Genomic DNA, 20,081 nt, shown 5'->3' with positions numbered 1-20,081 from the left:
CGTCGACGATGGGGGAGGGCCGGGGTGGGGGCCCCGCGCGACGACTTTCAGCCGGTCGCGTCAGGCCGACTTCCACCAGCGGCGCGGCTCGACGTTGACCACCGGCTTGTCGGCCGGGATCTCGCGCGCCACCGCATGGATCTCCTTGTAGATGTCGACGCCGCCGGCCCATTCGCCGAGGCGGTCGCGCCACACCTTCCAGGGCTCCGGGTTGGACATCGGCGAGGCGATGTCCTCGGCCTTCTTCATCTCCTCGGCCGGCAGCTCGACCACGCGCACGCCGTGCTTGTGGAACAGCGTGCCGGGGCGCGGCGGGTTGGTGGCGCCGATCACCTCGTGCAGCGCGGCCTCGTGCGTGCCCTGGACATGGACCTGCGCGGTGTAGGCGGACTCCATGATGGCGTCCTGCAACCGGCCCTCGACGCGGTCGAAGACCTTGGCGTTCATCGCGGTGTGCTCGGTGCCGCAGAAGAAGCGGAGGTCGACCGCCTGCGAGACCACCGGCGTCATGTTGGCGTAGGCGACCGCGCCCATCCACGTCTCGGCACCGTCGATCAGGCCCTGGCGCAGGCCGTCCAGCGTCTCCTCCCAGGCGATCGGCACGGGGTTGAGCTTCAGCAGCTCCATCGCGATGCGGCCGAGCTGGGTGCCGGTGACGCGGTTCTTGGTGCCGGCGAGCTGCTCCAGCTTGGTGACGTTCGGCCGGTCCGCCCATTTCTTGCCCAGCATGATGCCGCGCAGTTCGCAATGGGTGAACAGGAACTGGATGTTGTGGCGCCGCTTCAGCGGCTCGCGCAGCAGCTTCTGGCTCGCTTGGCTGTAAAAGAAGTGATACTGGGACGCCCGCGACGGGAACATGAACGCGAAGTCGAGAACGTTGTAATAGGGCGCGTTGCCCGCCGAATTCTGCGTCGAGGCGGAGAAGATCTGGGTGATCTCCTGCTGCGTCTTCTGCACGCAATCAAGCTGGCCGCAGATCTGGTTGCTGCCGAGGAACTCCACGCGGATCTCGCCGTCGGTGCGGTCTTCGAGGTCGCGGGCGAAGAAGAGTTGGCCCGACTTCTGAATCTGCAGATTCTGCTCGTTGAAGCCGGACGCGCCGAACTTGAAGGTGTGCTTGGCCGGCTTGGAGAAGCGGCGGTTCGCCGTCGCCTCGGCCGCCTGCGCCAGGCGCGGCAGCGTCACCGGCCCCACCAGCCCGCCGAGCGCCAACAGCGTGGACGTCCAGCCGAACTGGGCGGCCAGCCGGCCCAGATCGCGACGCGAGAATTGCAGAGACTGTCTCATCGGTTTCCCTCCCATACCTGTGGACCAACCATATGCGTTGCCAGCGAACCATGCGAGCGACACATTTTGCTTATTTTGAAACGCTGTATTTCATCTTTACACAAACAGGTTCCCCGTGCAAGGATCGCGTTGTGAAAAGTTTCGCTGCAACGCAGCATCGCGAAAGAAGCTTTCGGGAGGGAGTGGAAGGCATGTCCAGCGACACAGCCTACGATTATGTCGTCATCGGTGCCGGATCGGCCGGCTGCGTCCTCGCCAACCGTCTGTCCGCGGACCCCGGCGCCCGCGTGCTGCTGCTGGAGGCCGGACCCAAGGACAGTTACCCGTGGATCCACATCCCGGTCGGTTACTTCAAGACCATGCACAACCCGGCCACCGACTGGTGCCTGAAGACCGAGCCGGACCCCGGTCTGAACGGGCGCAGCCTCGCCTGGCCGCGCGGCAAGGTGCTGGGCGGATCAAGCTCGATCAACGGGTTGCTGTACATCCGCGGACAACCGCAGGATTACGACCAGTGGCGCCAGCTCGGCTGCACCGGCTGGTCGTGGGAGGATGTGCTGCCGCTGTTCAAGCGCTCCGAGCACCAGGAGCGTGGCCCCGACGAGTTCCACGGCACCGGCGGACCGCTCAGCGTGTCCGACATGCGGGTGCGGCGCGACATCTGCGACGCCTACATCGCGGCGGCCGAGGAGCTGGGCATCCCCCGCAACCCCGACTGCAACGGGGCGATGCAGGAAGGGGCCGGCTATTTCCAGCTCACCGCCCGCAACGGGCGGCGCTGCAGCTCCGCCGTGGCCTTCCTGCGGCCGGTGCTCGACCGCCCGAACCTCACCGTGATGACCGGGGCCACCGTGCAGCGCCTTGTGCTGACCGGCAAGCGCGTGACCGGGGTCGAGGTGTGGGTGGACGGTGCCGTGAAGCGCATCGAGGTGCGGCGGGAGGTGGTGCTCTCCGCCGGGGCCATCCACTCCCCGCACATCCTGGAGCTGTCCGGCATCGGCCGCGGCGAGGTGATGCAGCGGGTCGGCATCCCGGTCGTCCACCATCTGCCGGGTGTGGGCGAGAACCTGCAGGACCACCTGCAGGCCCGCTCCATGTACCGCAGCAGCGTGCCGACCCTGAACGACGAGGTGAACAATTTCTTCCGCAAGATGCTGATCGGGGTGGAATACATCCTGTTCCGCCGCGGCCCGATGAGCATGGGGGCGAGCCAGGCCTACATCTTCGCCCGCACCTCGCCGGCCATGGACACGCCGGACGTGCAGTTCCACATCCAGCCGCTGTCCAGCGACAAGCCGGGCGAGGGGCTGCACCGCTACTCGGCCTTCACCGCGTCGGTCTGCCAGCTCCGCCCGGAGAGTCGGGGGAGGCTGGAGCCGCGCTCGTCCGACCCGCGGCAGGCGCCGGCCATCCACCCCAACTACCTCGCCACCCACACCGACCAGCGCACCATCGTGGAGGGCATGAAGCTGGCCCGCCGGCTGGCCGCCACCAAGGCGCTGTCGCCCTTCATCGTCGAGGAGCTGGACCCCGGCGCCAAGGTGAAGACGGACGAGGAACTGCTGGTCCACGCCCGCAACACCGCCACGACCATCTACCACCCCGCCGGCACCTGCAAGATGGGGGTGGACGCGATGGCGGTGGTGGATCCGGCGCTGCGCGTGCACGGCATCGAGGGGCTGCGGGTGGCCGACGCCTCGATCATGCCGACGCTGGTGTCGGGCAACACCAACGCGCCGACCATCATGATCGGCGAGAAGGCGTCCGACCTGATCCTCGCCGCAGCCCGGCACGCCAGCTACGCGGCGGCGGCGTAGGGGGGGCTGCGTCCGGCCCCCACCCAACCCTCCCCCATCTGGCGACGGGGGAGGGCTTTTCTTCCCCCTCCCCCGCGCAGTGGGGGAGGGCCGGGGCGGGGGCCCCGCGCTTAACCTCACCCCAACTCGAAACTGGTGATTCCGAACACCCGGTCATCCCGGATCGGCCGCACCGGGCCGGTGTACATGCGCGCCGTCTCGAACGCCGGCGCCAGCCCGCGCGACCGGGCGAGGTCCACCGCGGCGGCGTTGGGCTCCGGCACGTCCAGGAAGACCGGGCCGTCGCCCGGCGTGGCGGCCAGCGCGTCGAACAGCGCCCCGGCGGCGGTCCCGTCCAGCGCGAACAGCGGCCCGACCTTGCGTCCGGTGACGCTGGGGCGGATCACCCCGAACCCCGCCAGCGCCCCATCGCGCAGCAGCGCCAGCGCGTGATGCCCCGGTGCCGACACCCAACCCTTCAGGAACGCCGCCCGCTCCGCCGGAAAGCAGGCCGCGTCGAAGGCCAGCACCGCCTCCCACGGCACCGCGGCCAGCGGCACCACCGTCCCGGCCCCGGATCCGGGCGCGGCGCCCGCCGGCACCCCGCCGAATCGCACGTTGCGGTGGGCGTAGGCGAAGCCGGAGCGGCGGTAGTTGTCCTGCTGCGCCACCACCCCGTCCAGCCCGACCGTGCGCGTTCCGGCATGCGCCAGCCCGGCGCGCCAGGTCGCCATGCCCAGCCCGGACCCGCGATGCTCCGGCCGCACGATGTAGAGGCCGAGGAAGGCGAAGGCGTCGCCGTAGGTCACCACCGACACGGCCGACACCGGCACCCCGTCCAGCAGCCCGACGAAGAACCCCTCCGGATCCTGCGTCCGGAAACAGGCGGCGTCCCCGGCACCGGGGTTCCACCCCTCCGCCTCCGCCCAGGCGAGGATGGTGCCGACCTCGTCGGCCGTCGCCGTCCGCACCGTGAAACCATCCACCGCCATGCCGTTGTCCTCCAACGCTCAGAGCAGATCGCGCAGCATCGCCACCAGCGGCACGTCGGCCGGCGGCATCGGGTAGTCGCCCATGCGGTTGGGATAGACCCAGGCGAGCGTTTGTCCCTCCAGCGGCGCCACGTCCCCCTCCCACACCCGGCAGACGTAGAGCGGCATCAGCAGGTGGAAGCTCTCGTAACCGTGCGAGGCGAAGGTGAAGGGGGCAAGGCAGCTCGCCGCCGTGTCGATGCCCAGCTCCTCGCGCAGCTCGCGCACCAGGGCCGCCTCCGGCGTCTCGTCGGCGTGCACCTTGCCGCCGGGGAACTCCCACAGCCCGGCCAGCGCCTTGCCCGGCGGCCGCTGCGCCAGCAGCACCCGCCCGTCGGCATCCACCAGCGCCACCGCGGCGACCAGCAACACCGGCTTCGACCCGGCGGGAGGGGTGGAGGAGGGATCGAAGCAGGACATGGGGGTTCCGTGTGCGTCGAGGGTGCCTAGGCCCGGTGGGCAACGCTCAGCTCGCCACCTCGCCGTTGAGCGCGCGCCAGCGGGCGGCGCTCAGGACGTAGAGGTGGCCGGGCTGGACGCCGCCGCGCAGCATGAAGTCGTAGTCGTGCACGCCGCGGTGCTCGAAGCCGGCCTTCAGCAGCAGCCGGCGGGATGGCCGGTTGTCCAGCAGGGTGGCGGCGTTGAGCGACGGCAGGCCCAGCACGGTGAAGCACAGGCGGATCACCGCGGCCACCGCCTCGCTGGCGTAGCCCATGCCCTGATAGGGCACGCCGATCCAGTAGCCGATCTCGCCGCGCTCCAGATTGACCTCGATGCCGCCGATGGGAAGATCCTCGTCGGCCTCGGCGATCAGCAGGCAGAGCGCGCGGCGCTCGACGCGGTAGGCCTCGGCCGCCTCCACCCACTCCCGTCCGTAGGCCGGGCTGTAGGGGTGCGGCACGTTGGCGAGCCACTGCGCCACCGCCCAGTCGCCGATCAGCGGCGCGAAATGCTTCACGTCCTCCACCCGGTAGGAGCGGAGCACGAGCCGCGGCGTCTCGATCCGGGCGGGGAGGGGCGGAACGGGGATGGGGTGGTGCATGCGGGGGCTGCCGGTCAGCTTCGGTAGCTGCCGTTGATGTCGATGTAGCCGTGCGTCAGGTCGCAGGTCCACACCGTCGCCTTGCCATTGCCGAGCCCGATGTCCACCAGGATGTCGATCTCCTTGCCCTTCATGTGGGCGGCCACCGGCGCCTCGTCATAGCCCGGCACCTCCATCCCGTCGGCGCAGATCAGCGTGCCGCCGACGGAGATCTTCAGCAGGTCGCGCTCGGCCCGCTCGCCGGCCTTGCCCACCGCCATCACGATGCGGCCCCAGTTGGCGTCCTCGCCGGCGATGGCGGTCTTGACGAGCGGCGAGTTGGCGATGGTCAGCGCGATGCGCTTGGCGGCGGCGTCGCTGTCGGCCCCCACCACGTCGATGGTGACGAACTTGGTCGCCCCCTCGCCGTCGCGCACGATCTGGTGCGACAGGTCGCGCATCACCTCTTCCAGCGCCCGGCGGAAGTCGGCGAGTGCCGGGTCGGCGGCGTCCGTCACGACGGGGTTGCCGGCCTTGCCCGTCGCGAACAGCAGCACCGTGTCGCTGGTGGAGGTGTCGCCGTCCACCGTCAGGCTGTTGAAGGTGCGCTCGGTCAGCGCCGACAGCATCGCCTGGAGCGCCGGGGCCGGGATGGCGGCGTCGGTGAACAGGAAGCCCAGCATCGTCGCCATGTCCGGCGCGATCATGCCGGAGCCCTTGCAGAAGCCGCTGATGGTCACCGTGGTGCCGCCGATCTCGGCGGTGCGCACCGAGCCCTTGGGGAAGGTGTCGGTGGTCATGATGGCGCGGGCCGCCGCCTCCCACACCGCGCTGGTGTTGGCGAGCGTGTCGGCCAGCCCGCCCAGGCTGCGGGCGATGGCGTCGGGGGCCAGCGGCTGGCCGATCACGCCGGTGGAGGCGGTGAAGACCGCCAGCGGGTCGCAGCCGGCGATGCCGGCCGCCGTCTCTATGGTGGTGCGGGTGGTGACGTCGCCCGCCTTGCCGGTGAAGGCGTTGGCGTTGCCGGCGTTGACCACCAGCGCCCGCGCGGTGCCGCCCTTGAGCGAGTCGCGGCACATCACCACCGGGGCCGAGCAGGTCAGCGACTTGGTCAGCACGCCGGCCACGGTGGTTCCCTCGTCCAGCACCGCCAGCAGCAGGTCGTCGCGCCCCTTGTAGCGGATGCCGCTGTTGGTCACGGCCAGACGCACGCCGGGGATCGGCGGCAGTGTCGGGAAGGCGGCGGGGGCGAGCGGGGAGACGGGGAGGGCCATGGCGCGCGGTCTCTCGGGCGAGGGGTCGAACCGCAGCACCATAGCAAGCTGGCGGCGCCTGTCACGCGTGCCGTTGGCGGGGCCGGCCTGCGGCCTTGTTCAGGCAAAATTTACCAGCGCCGGCCATACCGTGGGGCCCAGTCCCCGCAAGCCGGCCGGAGCGATGATCGACCCAAGGACCGCGGCCGCCCTTCAGGAGTTCCTCGCCAACCCCGGCCTCGACCCGTCGCTGCTCGACCTGTTCCTGCTGTTCGGCCCGAGCTACGGTCAGCGGCAGACCAGGGCGCCGCTGACCGTCGCCTTCCATGATTTCTGGCCGGAGTTCGACAAGCGCGAGAATTTCTTCACCGAGATCCTGTCGCACCGCTTCGCGGTGACGGTGGTGGAGGACGGGTGCGACCTCGCCATCGTCTCGGTGTTCGGCACCCGCCACCGCGAAATGCGCGCACGCCGCAGCCTCTATTTCACCGGCGAGAACCGCCGGCCGCCGCTGGACGCCTTCGACATGGCGGTGTCCTTCGACCGCATCGATGACCCCCGCCATTTCCGCCTGCCGCTCTACGTGATGCACGCCTTCGAGCACATGCGGGAGGGGGCGACCGCGCATTTCTGCCAGCCGCTCCTGCCGCCGGTGCCGCCGACGCGCGACGAGTTCGCGGCGCGCAAATTCTGCGCCTTCCTCTACAAGAACCCGCACGGCACCCGCCGCAACGACTTCTTCCAGGCGTTGCACGCGCGCCGTCATGTCGATTCGGTGGGCTGGCACCTGAACAACACCGGCAGCGTGGTCAAGATGGGCTGGCTGCCCAAGATCCGCGTCTTCGCCAAGTACCGCTTCGCCTTCGCCTTCGAGAACAGCAGCCACCCCGGCTATCTGACCGAGAAGATCCTGGACGTGTTCCAGGCCGGCGCCGTCCCCCTCTACTGGGGCGACCCGGACGTGACGCGCGACGTGGTGCCGGGCAGCTTCATCGACGTGTCCCGCTTCGCCGACGACGAGGCGGCGGTGGCCGCGATCCTCGCCCTGGACGACGATTACGACGCCTATCGCCGCTGCCGCGGCGTCTCGCCCTTCGTCGGCGCCCCGGATTTCCACTTCGACGCCTACCGGCTGGCGGAGTTCATCGAAAGCCGCCTCTAGGCGGCCATGCAGGGGGTGCGGCGATGAAGCGTGTGCTGCTCAACTACGCCGACGGCGCCTTCACCCAGGCGCAGGCGCACAACAGCCGGACGGGGCTGGAGGTCGGCGGCTTCGACGGGGTGGCGTCGCTGGGGCGGCAGCACCTGCCGGCCGATTTCGTCGCCCGCAACCGCCACATCCTCGACCAGCCGCGCGGGGCCGGCTACTGGCTGTGGAAGCCCTTCCTGATCTGGACGCTGCTGCGCGAGCATCTGGACGACGGCGACATCCTCTTCTACAGCGACAGCGGCGCCCACTTCGTGCACAGCGTCGATCCGCTGGTGGAGGTCTGCCGGCAGAGGCACGACCTGCCCATCCTGCTGTTCACGCTGGAGGACCAGCACCGCGCCCGCGTCTGGACCAAGCGCGACTGCTTCCACTACATGGGCCTCGACCACCCCGGCTTCACCGAGGCGCCGCAGATCCTGGGCAGCTTCGCCGTGATCGAGCGGGCGCCCTCCACCATGGCCTTCGTCGCCACCTGGCTGCATTTCGCCGAGGACGAACGGCTGATCACCGACGCCCCCAACGCCTGCGGCCTGCCCAACCACCCCGGCTTCCGCGACCACCGCCACGACCAGAGCATCCTCAGCCTGCTCGGCCACAGCCGCGGGGTGGCGACGCTGCCCGACATCTCCCAATGGGGCGACGGCCGCCGCCCGCCCGGCATCCCGCGCATCATGGAGCACACGCGCTGGCGCGAGTAGCCGGCGTTGACGCTGCCGCGCGTCCGGCGGCATCTTGCGCCGGCCCGCCCACCGCCCGCGTTTGGATAAGGACCCGATGACCGACACCGCCGGCCGCAGGCTCAACATCGTCGTGCCCTACCGCGACCGGGAGGCGCATCTGCGCCGCTTCGTGCCGGCGATCGCCGCGTGGTTCGCCGGGCTGGACCGGCCCATCGACTACCGCGTGACCATCGTGGAGCAGGACGTGGGCCTGCCCTTCAACCGCGGGGCGCTGAAGAACATCGGCTTCCTGCTGGGCGAGCGGACCAGCGACTACACCTGCCTGCACGACGTCGATTACCTGCCCCTCGACGCCGACTATTCCTGGGCCGAGGTGCCGACGCCGATCCTGTGGTACGGGGCCGAGCGCCGGCCCGTCGCCCCCGGCACCTCCGACCGCACGGTGACGACCGACCTGGACAGCAGCATGGGCGGGGTGCTGCTGATGCCCAACGCGGTGATGCGGCAGGTGGACGGCTACTCCAACGCCTATTGGGGCTGGGGCTTCGAGGATTTCGACTTCTCGCTGCGCATCCGCGCCCGCCGCATCCCCACCGACCGGCGCAAGGGCCGCTTCGAGCCGCTCGACCACGAGAACGACGGCTTCACGCCGGACGCCGCCCCGTCGGAGATCGCGCTGGTCAACCGCCAGCTCTTCCAGGCGCTGTGGTCCACCGGCTCCATCCCCAAGGGCGACGGTCTGTCCACCCTGACCTACAACGTGCTGGAGCGCCGGCTGTGCGATCTGGCCGGCGAGGCGGTCGCCGACCGCTTCCAGATCGTCCGCGTCCGCCTCGGCCATCGGCCGCGGCCGGACCAGCTCGCCGCCGCGCGGACGGGCTGACCGCCCGCGCGGCCACCACCCACCGCGGTAACCCGGCCGCGCCGGGGCGCCCCCAAGGCGTCGTGTCGGCGGCTCGATTGCCCGGCTTCAATCGGGGGCCAGCGGGTTTCCGTCCGGTTCTCGGGGATGGTCATGGCTGTGGCGACACGACTCCAGTCGAAATGGTTCCGCGACAACAGCAGGCTCCAGCACTGTCTGGTCAGCGACCCGCACCATGTGCTGCGCGGGGCGACCGGCGAGCATGTCTCGCTGATCCAGGGGGCGCTGTCGATCCTCGACGGCAGCCGCATCGCCGACGATGAGCAGAAGCGCCACCTCTACGGCCCCACCACCGAGAACGCGGTGCTGGAGTACAAGAAGCGGCGGCGCATCATCAACCTGCTCTACCAGACCCAGGCCGACGCCATCGTCGGCAAGATGACGATCCGCCGCCTGGACGAGGAGATGAAGGCGCAGGAGCGGTCGCGCTCGCACCTGATGTTCGCCGTCGGCGTCAGCCTGCCCGAGCCGCGCATGGTCATCCTGTCGGAGACCGCGAACCGCGACTTCGTCGGCTGGGCCAACCAGATGGTCAAGCTCTACAGCGGCAAGGTGGTGAAGGTCGACGCCGCCACCGACCCGGCGGAGGAGGTGAAGCGCATCCGTCAGGCGGTCAACACCGCCGGGGCCGGCGGCCTGCTGATCCTCAGCGTCGGCCACGGCGTCTGCATCCCGCAATTCGGCGAGCAGGGGACCTTCGACCTGGCGCCCAACGCGGCCATGCGCGTGCTCGGCAAGAACTACAACGAGAACGAACCGAAGGACTTCGTCAGCCCCTATTACGACGACAAGCCGGCTGCCAACACCGGCCTGAAACCCCTGTCGCAGAAGGACAAGGACGAGCGCGACCAGACGCCCGGGGCGCAGCGCCGCCTGAAGAACTGGGCCCTGTGGCAGGAGGTCTGCAAGATCTTCGTGGACGGCAAGCTCAGCGCCGTGGTGCTGCTGACCTGCCGCATCGGCGGGGCGCCGCTGTTCCTGCAGAAGATCGCCGGGCAGTGGCGGACGAAGATGATCGCCTACAAGGATCAGGTCGGCTGCTACCAGACGGCGTCGGGACGTTTCCGCACCATCCTCGGCAAGGACAAGGACAAGACGGCTCCGCCGCCGCCGCCCCACACCAACACGCCCTGGGGCGAGATCACCATCCCGCTGTCGATGACCGACATGGTGGTGATCGACCCGCCGGCAGCGCCGAAGACGCCCTGAGGCCAAAGACGCCGCAGCGCCCTTGCGCCCTCCGTTCCCCGCCGCGATGATCGCGCGCGGAGGTGGCGATGTCCCTGGTGGGTGTGTGCGTGCTGGCCAGCGTGGTGGGGGTGCCGGCGCTGCTGATGCTGGCGGCCCTGGTGCAGGGTGCCCGCGCCGCGCGGTCGGTGCGCGTGGAGGCCCTCCGGTCCGGGGCGGAGCCGCAGCCCGCCCCGGACCGGAGGTCGTGATCACTTCGCCGGAGCGGGCGCCGGGGTCTGGGCGGGCGCCGGGGCGGCGGGGGCCGCCGGGATCGGGCTGCCGTCCATCTGGAAGGTCTCGATGGTGGCGCCGTTGCGCAGGCCGTCCACCAGGGCGGTGACGATTTCCTTGCCCAGCTCCTGCTCGAGCTGCGGCTTCACCTCGTCCAGCGTCGGCTGCGGCTGGGTGCGCTTGTCCTCGACGCGGATGACGTGCCAGCCGAACTGCGTCTGCACCGGGTCCTTGCTGGTCTCGCCCTTGGCCATGGCGAAGGCGGCGTTGGCGAAGGGCTCCACCATCGTCTCGCGGGTGAAGTAGCCGAGGTCGCCGCCCTGCGCCGCGGCGGTCGGGTCCTTCGACTTCTCGCGCGCGATCTTGGCGAAATCGCCGCCCTTGGCGAGGTCGCCGATGATGGTCTTGGCCTCGGCCTCGCTCTCCACCAGGATGTGGGAGGCCTTCACCTCCTCCTGCGGCGGGTTGTGGGCGACATACTCCTTGTAGGCGCTCTCCAACGCCTGCGGGGTGATCTTGGCCTGCACCTGGCTCTGGATGTAGGCGCGCTGCACCGCGCGCTCCTCCGCCTTCTTGACCTCGTCCTTCACGTCCTGGGTCTGCTGCAGGTTGGCCTTGTAGCCGGCATCAGCCACCAGCTTCTGGTTGACGAGCTGCTCGACCAGCGCCGGGAAGATCATCTCCATCGGCATCTGCTGGACCTGCGGGGGAAGCTGGGCCAGCATGCGCGAGACGTCGGACCGGCGGATCTCGCCGCCGTTGACGCGCGCGACCACCGGGTCCGCGGGCTTGGCGGCCTGCTCGGCGGCCGTTGCGGGTGCGGTGGCGGGTGCGGGCTGCGGGGCGGGGGCCGGCTGCTGGGCGAAGGCGGCGGTGGCGATGCCGGCCGCCGTCATCGACAGCAGCACGGCGCGCAGGGAACGGTTCAACATCTCGGCGTTTCCTTGACGATTCACAGGTCGCGAACACGGCCTCAAGGGGCCATCCGCAGGCGGCCCGGTCCCGACTGGGCCGCGATTTAGCCGCATATGGTGGCGGCGGGCAAGCGGGCTGCATGAAATCGACGTCACCTGATGGTGAACGGCGCGCGATGGCGCATGCCGCACGCGATGGTGTGCCGCAGGACGGGGGGCTTGTCCGGCACCGGCGCTTCGCCACACTATGGGGGCATTGCCGCCGGCACCCGGACCGGCCGGCGTGCGTTACCGGTGTGACGGGCGGGCGTGCCACGCGTGGCAGGGACGGATCGGATGATGGCGGCGAGCTTCGACACCCATGCCTTCGTGAAGCGCCTGACCGCTGCCGGAATGCCGGAAGCGCAGGCCGAAGCCGTCACCACCATGATCCGGGAAGCGCGGGATGCCGACCTTTCGCAGATGGCCACGAAGGCGGACGTCGCCCAGTTGCGGAGCGACCTGCGCGCCGACGTCTCCGATCTGAAAGCCGACCTGATGAAGTGGCTGGTGCCCTTGCTGTTGGGCCAGGCCGCCCTGATCGCGGCCCTGGTCAAGCTGCTGTAGCCGGCCGCGGGCCCGCCGGTGCCGCCGCCGGGCAGGGTCTCGTTGACAGTTTCGGCCCGTGGGCCTATGTGAGACCGGTTCCAGGCCGGCCCTGATCTTAGCACTGCCCGAGGTTTGTTCATGTTCGGCGCCATCGCCCGAAAGCTGTTCGGCAACGCCAACACGCGCGTCGTCAAGTCGCTCCAGAAGACGGTCGCCCAGATCAACGCGCTGGAGCCGGACCTCGTCAAGCTCTCCGACGACGACCTGAAGGCCCGCACCCCCTGGCTGCGCGACCGGCTGGAGAAGGGCGAAAGCCTCGACGACATCCTGCCCGACGCCTTCGCCACCGTGCGCGAGGCGGCCAAGCGGGCGCTGGGGCAGCGGCATTTCGACGTGCAGCTGATGGGCGGCATGGTGCTGCACCAGGGCAAGATCAGCGAGATGCGGACGGGCGAGGGCAAGACGCTGGTCGCCACGCTCGCCGTCTATCTGAACGCGCTCAGCGGCAAGGGCGTGCACGTCGTCACCGTCAACGACTATCTGGCCAGCCGCGACAGCGAGTGGATGGGCCGCGTCTACCGCTTCCTGGGGCTCAGCGTCGGCTGCATCGTTCACGGGCTGGACGACGACGAGCGACGGCAGGCCTACGCCGCCGACATCACCTACGGCACCAACAACGAGTTCGGCTTCGACTATCTGCGCGACAACATGAAGTTCCGGCTGGAGGACATGGTCCAGCGGCCCTTCAACTACGCGATCGTGGACGAGGTCGACTCGATCCTGATCGACGAGGCGCGCACCCCGCTGATCATTTCCGGCCCCTCGACCGACAGCTCGGAGCTGTACATCGCCGTCAACCGGCTGATCCCGATGCTCGCGGCGGAGGATTACGACAAGGACGAGAAGCACCGCGCCGTCAGCCTGACCGAGGCCGGGCAGGAGAGGATCGAGGCGCTGCTGGCGGAGGCCGGGCTGCTGAAGACCGGCGGCCTTTACGACATCCAGAACGTGGCCCTCGTCCACCACGCCCAGCAGGCGCTGCGCGCCCACACGCTGTTCCAGCGCGACAAGGACTACATCGTCAAGGACGACAAGGTCATCATCATCGACGAGTTCACCGGCCGCATGATGGAGGGCCGGCGCTACTCGGAGGGCCTGCACCAGGCGCTGGAGGCCAAGGAAGAGGTGACCATCCAGCGCGAGAACCAGACGCTGGCGTCCATCACCTTCCAGAACTACTTCCGCATGTACCCCAAGCTGGCCGGCATGACCGGCACGGCGATGACGGAAGCGTCGGAATTCGGCGAGATCTATGGTCTGGAGGTCGTCGAGATCCCGACCAACGTCGGCGTCCTGCGCAAGGACCACGACGACGAGGTCTACCGCAAGGCCAAGGAGAAGTACGAGGCCATCGTCACCCTGATCGACGAGGCGCGCTCCCGCCAGCAGCCGGTGCTGGTCGGCACCACCTCGATCGAGAAGTCGGAGCTGCTGTCGGACTTCCTGAAGAAGAAGAAGATCCCGCACAACGTCCTGAACGCCCGCTACCACGAGCAGGAAGCCACCATCGTGGCCCAAGCGGGGCGTCCGGGGGCGGTGACCATCGCCACCAACATGGCCGGCCGCGGCACCGACATCCAGCTCGGCGGCAATGTCGACATGCGCATCCGTATCGAGCTGGCCGACGTGCCGGAGGGGCCGCAGCGCGAGGAGCGCATCGCCCGGATCCGCCGCGAGGTTGAGGAGGCGCGCGAGCTGGTGCGCCAGGCCGGCGGCCTCTACGTCATCGGCACCGAGCGGCACGAGAGCCGGCGCATCGACAACCAGCTCCGCGGCCGGTCCGGGCGCCAGGGCGATCCGGGCGCGTCCAAGTTCTTCCTGTCGCTGGACGACGACCTGATGCGCATCTTCGGGTCGGAGCGCATGGACGGCATGCTCCAGCGCCTCGGGCTGAAAGAGGGGGAGGCGATCATCCACCCCTGGATCAACAAGGCCCTGGAGAAGGCGCAGCAGAAGGTCGAGGCGCACAACTTCGAAATCCGCAAGAACCTGCTCAAGTTCGACAACGTGATGAACGACCAGCGCAAGGTCGTCTATGAGCAGCGCCGCGAGATCATGGATTCGACCGACCTCGCCGACACCGTGAAGGAGATGCGGCACGAGGTCGTCTCGGCGATGGTCGGCAAGGCGATCCCCGCCAACGCCTACGCCGAGCAGTGGGACATGGCCGGGCTGCACGAGGAGGTGCGCCGCATCCTCGCCCTCGATCTGCCGGTGCTCGACTGGCAGAAGGAGGAGGGCATCGCCGAGCCGGAGGTCGAGGAGCGCATCCGCGACACCGCCGACCGCAAATACGCGGAGAAGGTGGCGAACTACGGCCCGGAGATGATGCGGCATGTCGAGAAGAGCTTGGTTCTCCAGATCCTCGACCAGGAGTGGAAGGACCATCTGCTCCAGCTCGACCATCTCCGCCAGGGCATCAACCTGCGCGCCTACGCCCAGCGCGACCCGCTGAACGAGTACAAGCGCGAGGCGTTCGAGCTGTTCGAGACCATGCTGGTCCGCCTGCGCGAGCAGGTCACCAGCGTGCTGATGCATGTGGAGATCCGCGTCTCCGAACCGCCGCCCCCCGACCTGTTCGGCCAGGCCTCCGTGCCCATGCAGGAGGGCCGCACCGACCCGGCGCTCGTCATGGCCGGCGCGGCGGAGGCCGATGGCGCTGCGGCGCGCGCGGCCGGCGGTGGCGACCCCTGGGCCAACACCCCGCGCAACGCCCTGTGCCCCTGCGGCTCGGGCAAGAAGTACAAGCACTGCCACGGCAAGCTGGCGTGACGCTGTTCCGAAGCCCTCTCCCCTCGGGGAGAGGGTTGGGTGAGGGGGAAACGCGGCCACCGGTTTGCTTCCGGGCCGACGGATTCTTTGTCCGGTCCTGAAGGGCCGTAACGCCCCCTCACCCGGCGCTTCGCGCCACCTTCTCTCCGGAGGGGCGAGGGTTTCCTTGTCACCCCCGTTCCTTGACCGAAAGGACTACCCCCTATACCGTCGCATGCGCGATAAAACCGCGGTGCGCGCGGTAAGGGGAATGGTCGATGGACATTCTGATCACGCTGCTGGCCGGCCTCGGCTTCATCTTCATCGGCACGCATTATCTGACCGTGAACATGAAGCAGGCGGCCGGGCCGCGGTTCCGCCGCGTGGTCCGGCAGGCGACGGTCAGCCCGTGGCGCGCCGCGGCGGTCGGCATCGGCTCCGGCGCGATGATCCAGAGCACCAACGCCGTGACCTTCATCGTGGTCGGGCTGGTGTCGGCCGGCGCGGTCACCGTGCAGGCCGGCATGCCGATCGTCACCTGGTGCTACGCCGGCACCACGCTGCGGCTGCTGCTGGTCTCCATCGACGTGGCGCTGCTGACCTACGCGCTGGTGGCGGCGGTCGGCATCGCCTACTTCCTGGAGTATCACAAGTCCGCCTCCTACGGGTATCTGATCAACGCCATCATGGGGCTGGCGCTGCTGATGGTGGGCGTCGACCTCACCGCGCACGCCGCCACCCCGATCGGCCAGTCGCAGACCATGCGCGACGTTCTGGCGGTCGCCGACCAGTTCTATTACTGGGGCTTCATCGCCGGCACGCTGTTCGCCACCTTCATGCAGGGCATGACGGTGTCGATCATCGCCGTCGCCCTGTCGCAGGCCGGGGTGCTGGGGGTCGACCAGACCATGCTGATCGTGGTCGGCGCCAACGTCGGCTCCGGCATCATGAGCTGGATGCAGGGCTCCGCGCTGAAGGGGACGGAGCGTCAGCTCTCCGTCTATCAGGTGCTGCTGAAGGCGTTGGGCGCGCTGATCCTGCTGCCGCTGCTGTCGCTGGAGCATTTCGCCGGTGTGCCGACGGTGGCGGCGCTGGTCGGTGCCGTCACCGCCGACGCGGCCTTCCAGGTCACGCTCGTCCACTGGCTCTACCAGATCGTGGCGGCGCTGGCGGCCAGCCTGCTGAACGGGCCGATGTACGCCATCGTCCACCGCCTCAGCCCGCCGTCGGTGGAGGAGGAGCTGTCGCGGCCGGAGCATCTCTACGCCCCGCCGGTGGAGGATCCGGTGGCGGTGGCCGGGCAGGCCGACCGCGAGCAGCGCCGCCTGCTGCGCCGCCTGCCGGATTTCCTGGGCGAGCTGCGGCCGGAGGAGCATGACGGGAAGCCGACGGCCATGGCGGTGCTGCAACGCTCGGGCAAGGCGCTGGCCGGCGAGATCCGCGGCTTCCTGACCGAGGCGATGGCCTGCACCCCGCATGGCAGGGCCACCGACCGGCTCTACCAGCTGTGGAACGCCAACGAGGTGCTGGTCACCCTGCACGACGAGCTGGCCGCCTTCGTCAAGGCCATGCCCAAGCGCGGCAAGGACCCGGCGGCCGACCGGCTGATCGTCAATCTGACGGAGGGGCTGCACGCGCTGCTCGACGTGGTGGCGCTGGAGCTGGACGGCGACGAGCCCTTCGACCCGGAGATGCTGGCCCGGCTGACCGCCGACCGCTCGTCCATGATGCTGCGCGTGCGCGACGGCATCGCCAACCAGGACCCGCCGCTGCCCACCGACATCCGGCTCGCCCTGTGGAAGGCGACCGACCTGTTCGAGCGCATCAACTGGCTGCTGCGCCGCTACGCCTGGAGCCTCGGCAGCATCGCCCCCGCGGCGGAGGAAACGACCCCTGCCGCCCAGCCGGTGCCGGCCTGACAGGTCATCGCCCGAGGGATCGTCACGGCCGCCCGCGCGTTCCGTTCCGGTGACCAAGCCGAAGCGGAGCAGCAGGATGGCCGTGTTTCAGGAATTCCGCACCTTCATCAATCGCGGCAACGTGGTGGATCTCGCCGTCGGCATCGTCATCGGTGCCGCCTTCACCGGCATCGTCAACTCCCTGGTCCAGGACATCCTGACCCCGCCCATCGGCTGGGTCATGGGTGGCATCGACTTTTCCAACTATTTCATCGACCTGTCCGGCGGCCAGTACGAATCGCTGGCGGCGGCGCAGCGGGCGGGCGCGGCCACCGTCAACTACGGCAAGTTCCTGAACACGCTGATCAACTTCCTGATCGTGTCGGCCGCGCTGTTCCTGGTGGTGCGCCAGATCAACCGCCTGCATTTCCTGGAGGCGAAGAAGAACGAGGCCGTGCCGACGCGCCAGGAGGTGCTGCTGGCCGAAATCCGCGACGCGTTGCGCGAAGGACGGAAGGCGGGGTGATCAAATCCCCGCCACCCCCACCAGCACCAGCCCGACCAGCAGCGCCAGCAGCAGCGACGCCACCGCGGCCAGCCCGAGGGCGCGGCCGATGTCGGCGGGGACGGCGCGGGCGCGGCCGTCGCCCAGCCAGGGTTCGGTGATCACCACCCCGCCGTCGCGGTGCGGGCCGCCCAGCGACAGGCCGAGCGCCCCGGCCATGGCCGCCACCGGCCAGCCCATGTTGAGCGAGGCCGGCTTGCGGGCGTCGCGGCGCAGGGTGCGGAACGCCTCGGTCAGCCGGGCGCCGCCCAGCACACCGCCGGCCAGCGCCAGCAGCAGCGCCGCCAGCCGGGCGGGGATGGCGTTCAGCGCGTCGTCGAGCCGGGCGACGGTCAGCCCGAACTGCGCGTGCCGGGTGCCCGGCCGGCCCAGCGCCGAATCGGCGCCGTCCATGGCGATCCAGGCGAACAGGCCGGGCAGCCCCAGCAGCATGTACCAGAAGGCCGGGGCGACCAGCCGGCGGTCGAAGGCGCGGGCCAGATGCTCGATGGCGGCGCGCGCCACCCCGTGCTCGTCCAGCGCGTAGAGGTGCCGGCGGGTCAGGCCGGACACCGCCTCCTGCGCGGCGGGAAGCCCGCGCTGCTCCAGCGCCCGGCGCACCTCGCGCACCCGCAGCCAGGAGGCCCGGCCGCGCAGCCCCATGACCAGCGCCGCCAGCTCCAGCAGCCAGCCGCCGCGCACGGCCGCCGCCACCTCCTGCACGAGGACACCGGCGACCAGGGCGCCGGCCAGCAGCACCAGCCCGACCAGCGCGCCGCGCAGCAGCCGGTCGCGCGGGCTGCGCTCGGCCCGGTTCAGCCGGCGGTCGGCCGACGCGCACAGGCGCTGCGCCAGCCGCGCCGGGTCGGGCAGGAAACGGTCGGTCCAGCCGCCGAGCGCCAGATCGACCGCCAGTGCCAGCAGCAACAGGAACAACGGGCCGGGGCCGCCGAAGACGGTGCTGGCCATGGGGGCGGCTCCCGGCCGGAGGGGTGATGGGGGACGGGGGCGGAGTCGGCCCGGTCAGTGGGCGCCGGCTTTGCGCAGCAGGTTGGTGACGCGGGCGTTGCGCCCGTCCTCCGCCCAGCTCAGCGCGCTGCGGCCGGTGAAGTCCACCGCGTCGGCCCTGGCCCCGGCCTTCAGCAGCCGCTCGACGGCGGCGGCCTGGCCATGGCGGGCGGCGATCATCAGCGCGGTCATGCCCTGCTTGTTCTCCTGATCGACCTTGGCGTTCTTCTTCAACAGCATGTCGATCATCTCCGACTCGCCCTCCTGCGCGGCCCAATGCAGCGCGGTGTTGCCGACCCGGTCGGCGCGGGCCGGCTGCGCGCCACTGTCGAGCAGGAGCTGCACCATCTCCTGCTGCCCGGCGGTGACGGCGGCGACCAGCAGGGGCCGGCCCTGGCTGTCGCTCATGTTGGGGCTGTCGCCCTTGAGGACGAGCGCGCGGACCTGGTTCAGGTCGTTGCGGGCGACCGCCTCGACCAGCGTCGGCGCCTGGAACAGCGAGATCTGTGCCGCGGCCGGCAGGGCGGCGGTCACCAGCAGGGCGGCGGTCGCCAGGGCGATGGCGTGTCGTCGGGTCACGAGGCGGTTCCTTTTCTTTCCCGGTGCGACGTTGCGCGCAGTGTATCGAATGCCGCCATGGCTTGACCAGCGCGGGCAAGGGGACGACAAGCGGCGCATCGTCCCGCCCGCTGCCGAGGAGGTGCTCCGTGCCGCGCAACCCGCTCGCCCGCCACATCGCGCTGTTCCTGCTGGCGAAGGCCGTGCTGATCGGAGTCGGCCTGTGGTGGTTCCTTGCCAGCCAGCCGGAGCCGCGCGGCGCCATTCCGCCGCCGGCCGCCGCACCCCGGCCCTGATCCCACCGGCGATCCGAGGGAACCGTCGGCCCCGTTCCCGGTTACGGCTGGTGAACGGAGGATCGACATGGACACCAACAGCGACACCCAAGCCAACTCCGCCGCCTGGACCGGCGCCGACACCACGGGGCCGGCCATGGTCCGCGAGGCGGTGGGCGTGTTCGACACGCGCGAGGCTTTGCAGAACGCCATCGACGAGCTGTCGCTCGCCGGATTCGAGCGGCATGAGCTGAGCCTGATGGCCAACGACGAGACCATCCGGCGCGAGACCGGCGATGTGCCGGACACGGTGGAGGAGGCCAAGCACGACCCCGCCGTGCCGCGCCAGTCCTACGTCTCGCCGGAGGAGACGGGCAACGCCCAGGGCGTGGCGATCGGCATCCCCGCCTATGTCGGCGCGGTGATCGCCACCGGGGCGGTGCTGGCGACCGGCGGCACGGCGCTGGCGGCGGCGGCGGCCGCAGCGGCGGCCGGGGCGGCTGGCGGCGGGCTGGGCGGCATCCTGTCCGGCTGGCTCGGCGACAAGCGCAACGAGCCGCTGAGCCAGCATCTGGAGAAGGGCGGCATCCTGCTGTGGGTCAACCTGCGCAACGATGAGCGGGAGCGCGTTGCCCGCGACATCCTGGCCCGCCACACCAACCTGCCGGTGGATGTGCACGAGGTGCCGCAGACGGCGGCCGGCTGACGGCACTCGGCTGGTCACGGCCCGCGTGGACTTGCAAAAAAAGGCCGCTCCCGAACGCGGGGAGCGGCCCAGAAGTGGTGCCCTGGACCCGACCGGAACCCGGGATCGCTCCCGACGG

General features: G+C 70.1%; 20 protein-coding genes. 12 read left to right on the top strand and 8 right to left on the bottom strand.

Features of this window, described 5'->3' with window-relative positions; translation table 11 throughout:
• Nucleotides 1–60: 60 nt before the first annotated feature.
• Nucleotides 61–1,287, bottom strand: a complete 1,227-nt coding sequence (locus tag HL658_RS32560; RefSeq protein WP_180285190.1) for a TRAP transporter substrate-binding protein — start codon at nt 1,285–1,287, stop codon at nt 61–63.
• 191 nt (nt 1,288–1,478) lie between these two features.
• Here HL658_RS32560 and HL658_RS32555 point away from each other — a divergent pair, with 191 nt between their 5' ends.
• Complete coding sequence (locus HL658_RS32555; RefSeq protein ID WP_180285191.1) at nt 1,479–3,104, top strand: GMC family oxidoreductase; 1,626 nt, start codon at nt 1,479–1,481, stop codon at nt 3,102–3,104.
• Between the two features lie 116 nt (nt 3,105–3,220).
• On the opposite strand, the gene HL658_RS32550 is transcribed toward HL658_RS32555, so the two are convergent.
• The 4 genes from HL658_RS32550 to argJ are packed head-to-tail and all read right to left on the bottom strand — an operon-like array spanning nt 3,221 to nt 6,409.
• Complete coding sequence (locus tag HL658_RS32550) at nt 3,221–4,075, bottom strand: GNAT family N-acetyltransferase (RefSeq protein WP_180285192.1); 855 nt, start codon at nt 4,073–4,075, stop codon at nt 3,221–3,223.
• A gap of 18 nt (nt 4,076–4,093) precedes the next feature.
• Nucleotides 4,094–4,534, bottom strand: coding sequence for a (deoxy)nucleoside triphosphate pyrophosphohydrolase (locus tag HL658_RS32545; protein WP_180285193.1), 441 nt, complete (start codon nt 4,532–4,534; stop codon nt 4,094–4,096).
• 46 nt (nt 4,535–4,580) lie between these two features.
• Nucleotides 4,581–5,156, bottom strand: a complete 576-nt coding sequence (locus HL658_RS32540; RefSeq protein ID WP_180285194.1) for a GNAT family N-acetyltransferase — start codon at nt 5,154–5,156, stop codon at nt 4,581–4,583.
• 14 nt (nt 5,157–5,170) lie between these two features.
• Nucleotides 5,171–6,409, bottom strand: a complete 1,239-nt coding sequence (argJ, locus tag HL658_RS32535; protein WP_180285195.1) for a bifunctional glutamate N-acetyltransferase/amino-acid acetyltransferase ArgJ — start codon at nt 6,407–6,409, stop codon at nt 5,171–5,173.
• 163 nt (nt 6,410–6,572) lie between these two features.
• Between argJ and HL658_RS32530 the strand changes: the two genes are divergently transcribed.
• The 5 genes from HL658_RS32530 (at nt 6,573) to HL658_RS32510 (ending at nt 10,639) form a co-directional block, all read left to right on the top strand.
• On the top strand, nt 6,573–7,550 hold the full coding sequence (locus tag HL658_RS32530) for a glycosyltransferase family 10 domain-containing protein (RefSeq protein ID WP_180285196.1): 978 nt from the start codon (nt 6,573–6,575) through the stop codon (nt 7,548–7,550).
• Between the two features lie 23 nt (nt 7,551–7,573).
• Nucleotides 7,574–8,296 (top strand): hypothetical protein, encoded by a 723-nt coding sequence (locus HL658_RS32525; protein ID WP_180285197.1) that lies wholly within the window; start codon nt 7,574–7,576, stop codon nt 8,294–8,296.
• A gap of 76 nt (nt 8,297–8,372) precedes the next feature.
• Nucleotides 8,373–9,161 carry a galactosyltransferase-related protein gene (locus HL658_RS32520; RefSeq protein WP_180285198.1) on the top strand — a complete coding sequence of 263 codons (789 nt, stop codon included), beginning with the start codon at nt 8,373–8,375 and terminating at the stop codon, nt 9,159–9,161.
• A 138-nt stretch (nt 9,162–9,299) separates the two neighbouring features.
• Nucleotides 9,300–10,409 (top strand): peptidoglycan-binding domain-containing protein, encoded by a 1,110-nt coding sequence (locus tag HL658_RS32515; RefSeq protein WP_180287706.1) that lies wholly within the window; start codon nt 9,300–9,302, stop codon nt 10,407–10,409.
• 68 nt (nt 10,410–10,477) lie between these two features.
• Nucleotides 10,478–10,639, top strand: a complete 162-nt coding sequence (locus HL658_RS32510; RefSeq protein WP_180285200.1) for a hypothetical protein — start codon at nt 10,478–10,480, stop codon at nt 10,637–10,639.
• Here HL658_RS32510 and HL658_RS32505 read toward each other — a convergent pair whose 3' ends face one another.
• Nucleotides 10,640–11,593, bottom strand: a complete 954-nt coding sequence (locus HL658_RS32505; RefSeq protein WP_180285201.1) for a peptidylprolyl isomerase — start codon at nt 11,591–11,593, stop codon at nt 10,640–10,642.
• A gap of 318 nt (nt 11,594–11,911) precedes the next feature.
• Here HL658_RS32505 and HL658_RS32500 point away from each other — a divergent pair, with 318 nt between their 5' ends.
• The 4 genes from HL658_RS32500 (at nt 11,912) to mscL (ending at nt 17,398) form a co-directional block, all read left to right on the top strand.
• Nucleotides 11,912–12,181 (top strand): coiled-coil domain-containing protein, encoded by a 270-nt coding sequence (locus HL658_RS32500; protein ID WP_180285202.1) that lies wholly within the window; start codon nt 11,912–11,914, stop codon nt 12,179–12,181.
• A 120-nt stretch (nt 12,182–12,301) separates the two neighbouring features.
• The gene (gene secA, locus HL658_RS32495; RefSeq protein ID WP_180285203.1) at nt 12,302–14,995 is read left to right on the top strand and encodes a preprotein translocase subunit SecA; all 2,694 of its coding nucleotides are present in this window, start codon (nt 12,302–12,304) and stop codon (nt 14,993–14,995) included.
• Between the two features lie 257 nt (nt 14,996–15,252).
• The gene (locus tag HL658_RS32490) at nt 15,253–16,893 is read left to right on the top strand and encodes a Na/Pi symporter (RefSeq protein ID WP_180285204.1); all 1,641 of its coding nucleotides are present in this window, start codon (nt 15,253–15,255) and stop codon (nt 16,891–16,893) included.
• A gap of 76 nt (nt 16,894–16,969) precedes the next feature.
• The gene (gene mscL, locus HL658_RS32485) at nt 16,970–17,398 is read left to right on the top strand and encodes a large conductance mechanosensitive channel protein MscL (protein WP_196242357.1); all 429 of its coding nucleotides are present in this window, start codon (nt 16,970–16,972) and stop codon (nt 17,396–17,398) included.
• Here mscL and HL658_RS32480 read toward each other — a convergent pair whose 3' ends face one another.
• Together HL658_RS32480 and HL658_RS32475 are read right to left on the bottom strand one after the other, a co-directional pair.
• On the bottom strand, nt 17,399–18,385 hold the full coding sequence (locus tag HL658_RS32480; protein ID WP_180285205.1) for a CobD/CbiB family cobalamin biosynthesis protein: 987 nt from the start codon (nt 18,383–18,385) through the stop codon (nt 17,399–17,401).
• A 54-nt stretch (nt 18,386–18,439) separates the two neighbouring features.
• Nucleotides 18,440–19,003: an ankyrin repeat domain-containing protein gene (locus HL658_RS32475; protein ID WP_343055404.1), complete on the bottom strand. Its 564-nt coding sequence runs from the start codon at nt 19,001–19,003 to the stop codon at nt 18,440–18,442.
• A 128-nt stretch (nt 19,004–19,131) separates the two neighbouring features.
• Between HL658_RS32475 and HL658_RS32470 the strand changes: the two genes are divergently transcribed.
• Together HL658_RS32470 and HL658_RS32465 are read left to right on the top strand one after the other, a co-directional pair.
• On the top strand, nt 19,132–19,278 hold the full coding sequence (locus HL658_RS32470; protein WP_180285207.1) for a hypothetical protein: 147 nt from the start codon (nt 19,132–19,134) through the stop codon (nt 19,276–19,278).
• 67 nt (nt 19,279–19,345) lie between these two features.
• Nucleotides 19,346–19,963 (top strand): hypothetical protein, encoded by a 618-nt coding sequence (locus HL658_RS32465; protein WP_180285208.1) that lies wholly within the window; start codon nt 19,346–19,348, stop codon nt 19,961–19,963.
• Nucleotides 19,964–20,081: the final 118 nt, after the last annotated feature.

This window comes from Azospirillum oleiclasticum (assembly GCF_013423485.1).
GTDB classification, from domain to species: domain Bacteria; phylum Pseudomonadota; class Alphaproteobacteria; order Azospirillales; family Azospirillaceae; genus Azospirillum; species Azospirillum oleiclasticum.
Note: the sequence above shows the minus strand (reverse complement) of the source record. Positions and strands in the feature narration are given on the sequence as shown.

Coding starts and splice junctions, on each gene's coding strand:
- HL658_RS32490 (WP_180285204.1), top strand. CDS start 15,253: ATGGACATTCTGATCACGCTGCTGGCCGGCCTCGGCTTCATCTTCATC.
- HL658_RS32545 (WP_180285193.1), bottom strand. CDS start 4,534: ATGTCCTGCTTCGATCCCTCCTCCACCCCTCCCGCCGGGTCGAAGCCG.
- HL658_RS32505 (WP_180285201.1), bottom strand. CDS start 11,593: ATGTTGAACCGTTCCCTGCGCGCCGTGCTGCTGTCGATGACGGCGGCC.
- HL658_RS32500 (WP_180285202.1), top strand. CDS start 11,912: ATGATGGCGGCGAGCTTCGACACCCATGCCTTCGTGAAGCGCCTGACC.
- secA (WP_180285203.1), top strand. CDS start 12,302: ATGTTCGGCGCCATCGCCCGAAAGCTGTTCGGCAACGCCAACACGCGC.
- HL658_RS32525 (WP_180285197.1), top strand. CDS start 7,574: ATGAAGCGTGTGCTGCTCAACTACGCCGACGGCGCCTTCACCCAGGCG.
- HL658_RS32465 (WP_180285208.1), top strand. CDS start 19,346: ATGGACACCAACAGCGACACCCAAGCCAACTCCGCCGCCTGGACCGGC.
- HL658_RS32510 (WP_180285200.1), top strand. CDS start 10,478: ATGTCCCTGGTGGGTGTGTGCGTGCTGGCCAGCGTGGTGGGGGTGCCG.
- HL658_RS32555 (WP_180285191.1), top strand. CDS start 1,479: ATGTCCAGCGACACAGCCTACGATTATGTCGTCATCGGTGCCGGATCG.
- HL658_RS32520 (WP_180285198.1), top strand. CDS start 8,373: ATGACCGACACCGCCGGCCGCAGGCTCAACATCGTCGTGCCCTACCGC.
- HL658_RS32560 (WP_180285190.1), bottom strand. CDS start 1,287: ATGAGACAGTCTCTGCAATTCTCGCGTCGCGATCTGGGCCGGCTGGCC.
- HL658_RS32530 (WP_180285196.1), top strand. CDS start 6,573: ATGATCGACCCAAGGACCGCGGCCGCCCTTCAGGAGTTCCTCGCCAAC.
- HL658_RS32480 (WP_180285205.1), bottom strand. CDS start 18,385: ATGGCCAGCACCGTCTTCGGCGGCCCCGGCCCGTTGTTCCTGTTGCTG.
- HL658_RS32540 (WP_180285194.1), bottom strand. CDS start 5,156: ATGCACCACCCCATCCCCGTTCCGCCCCTCCCCGCCCGGATCGAGACG.
- mscL (WP_196242357.1), top strand. CDS start 16,970: ATGGCCGTGTTTCAGGAATTCCGCACCTTCATCAATCGCGGCAACGTG.
- argJ (WP_180285195.1), bottom strand. CDS start 6,409: ATGGCCCTCCCCGTCTCCCCGCTCGCCCCCGCCGCCTTCCCGACACTG.
- HL658_RS32550 (WP_180285192.1), bottom strand. CDS start 4,075: ATGGCGGTGGATGGTTTCACGGTGCGGACGGCGACGGCCGACGAGGTC.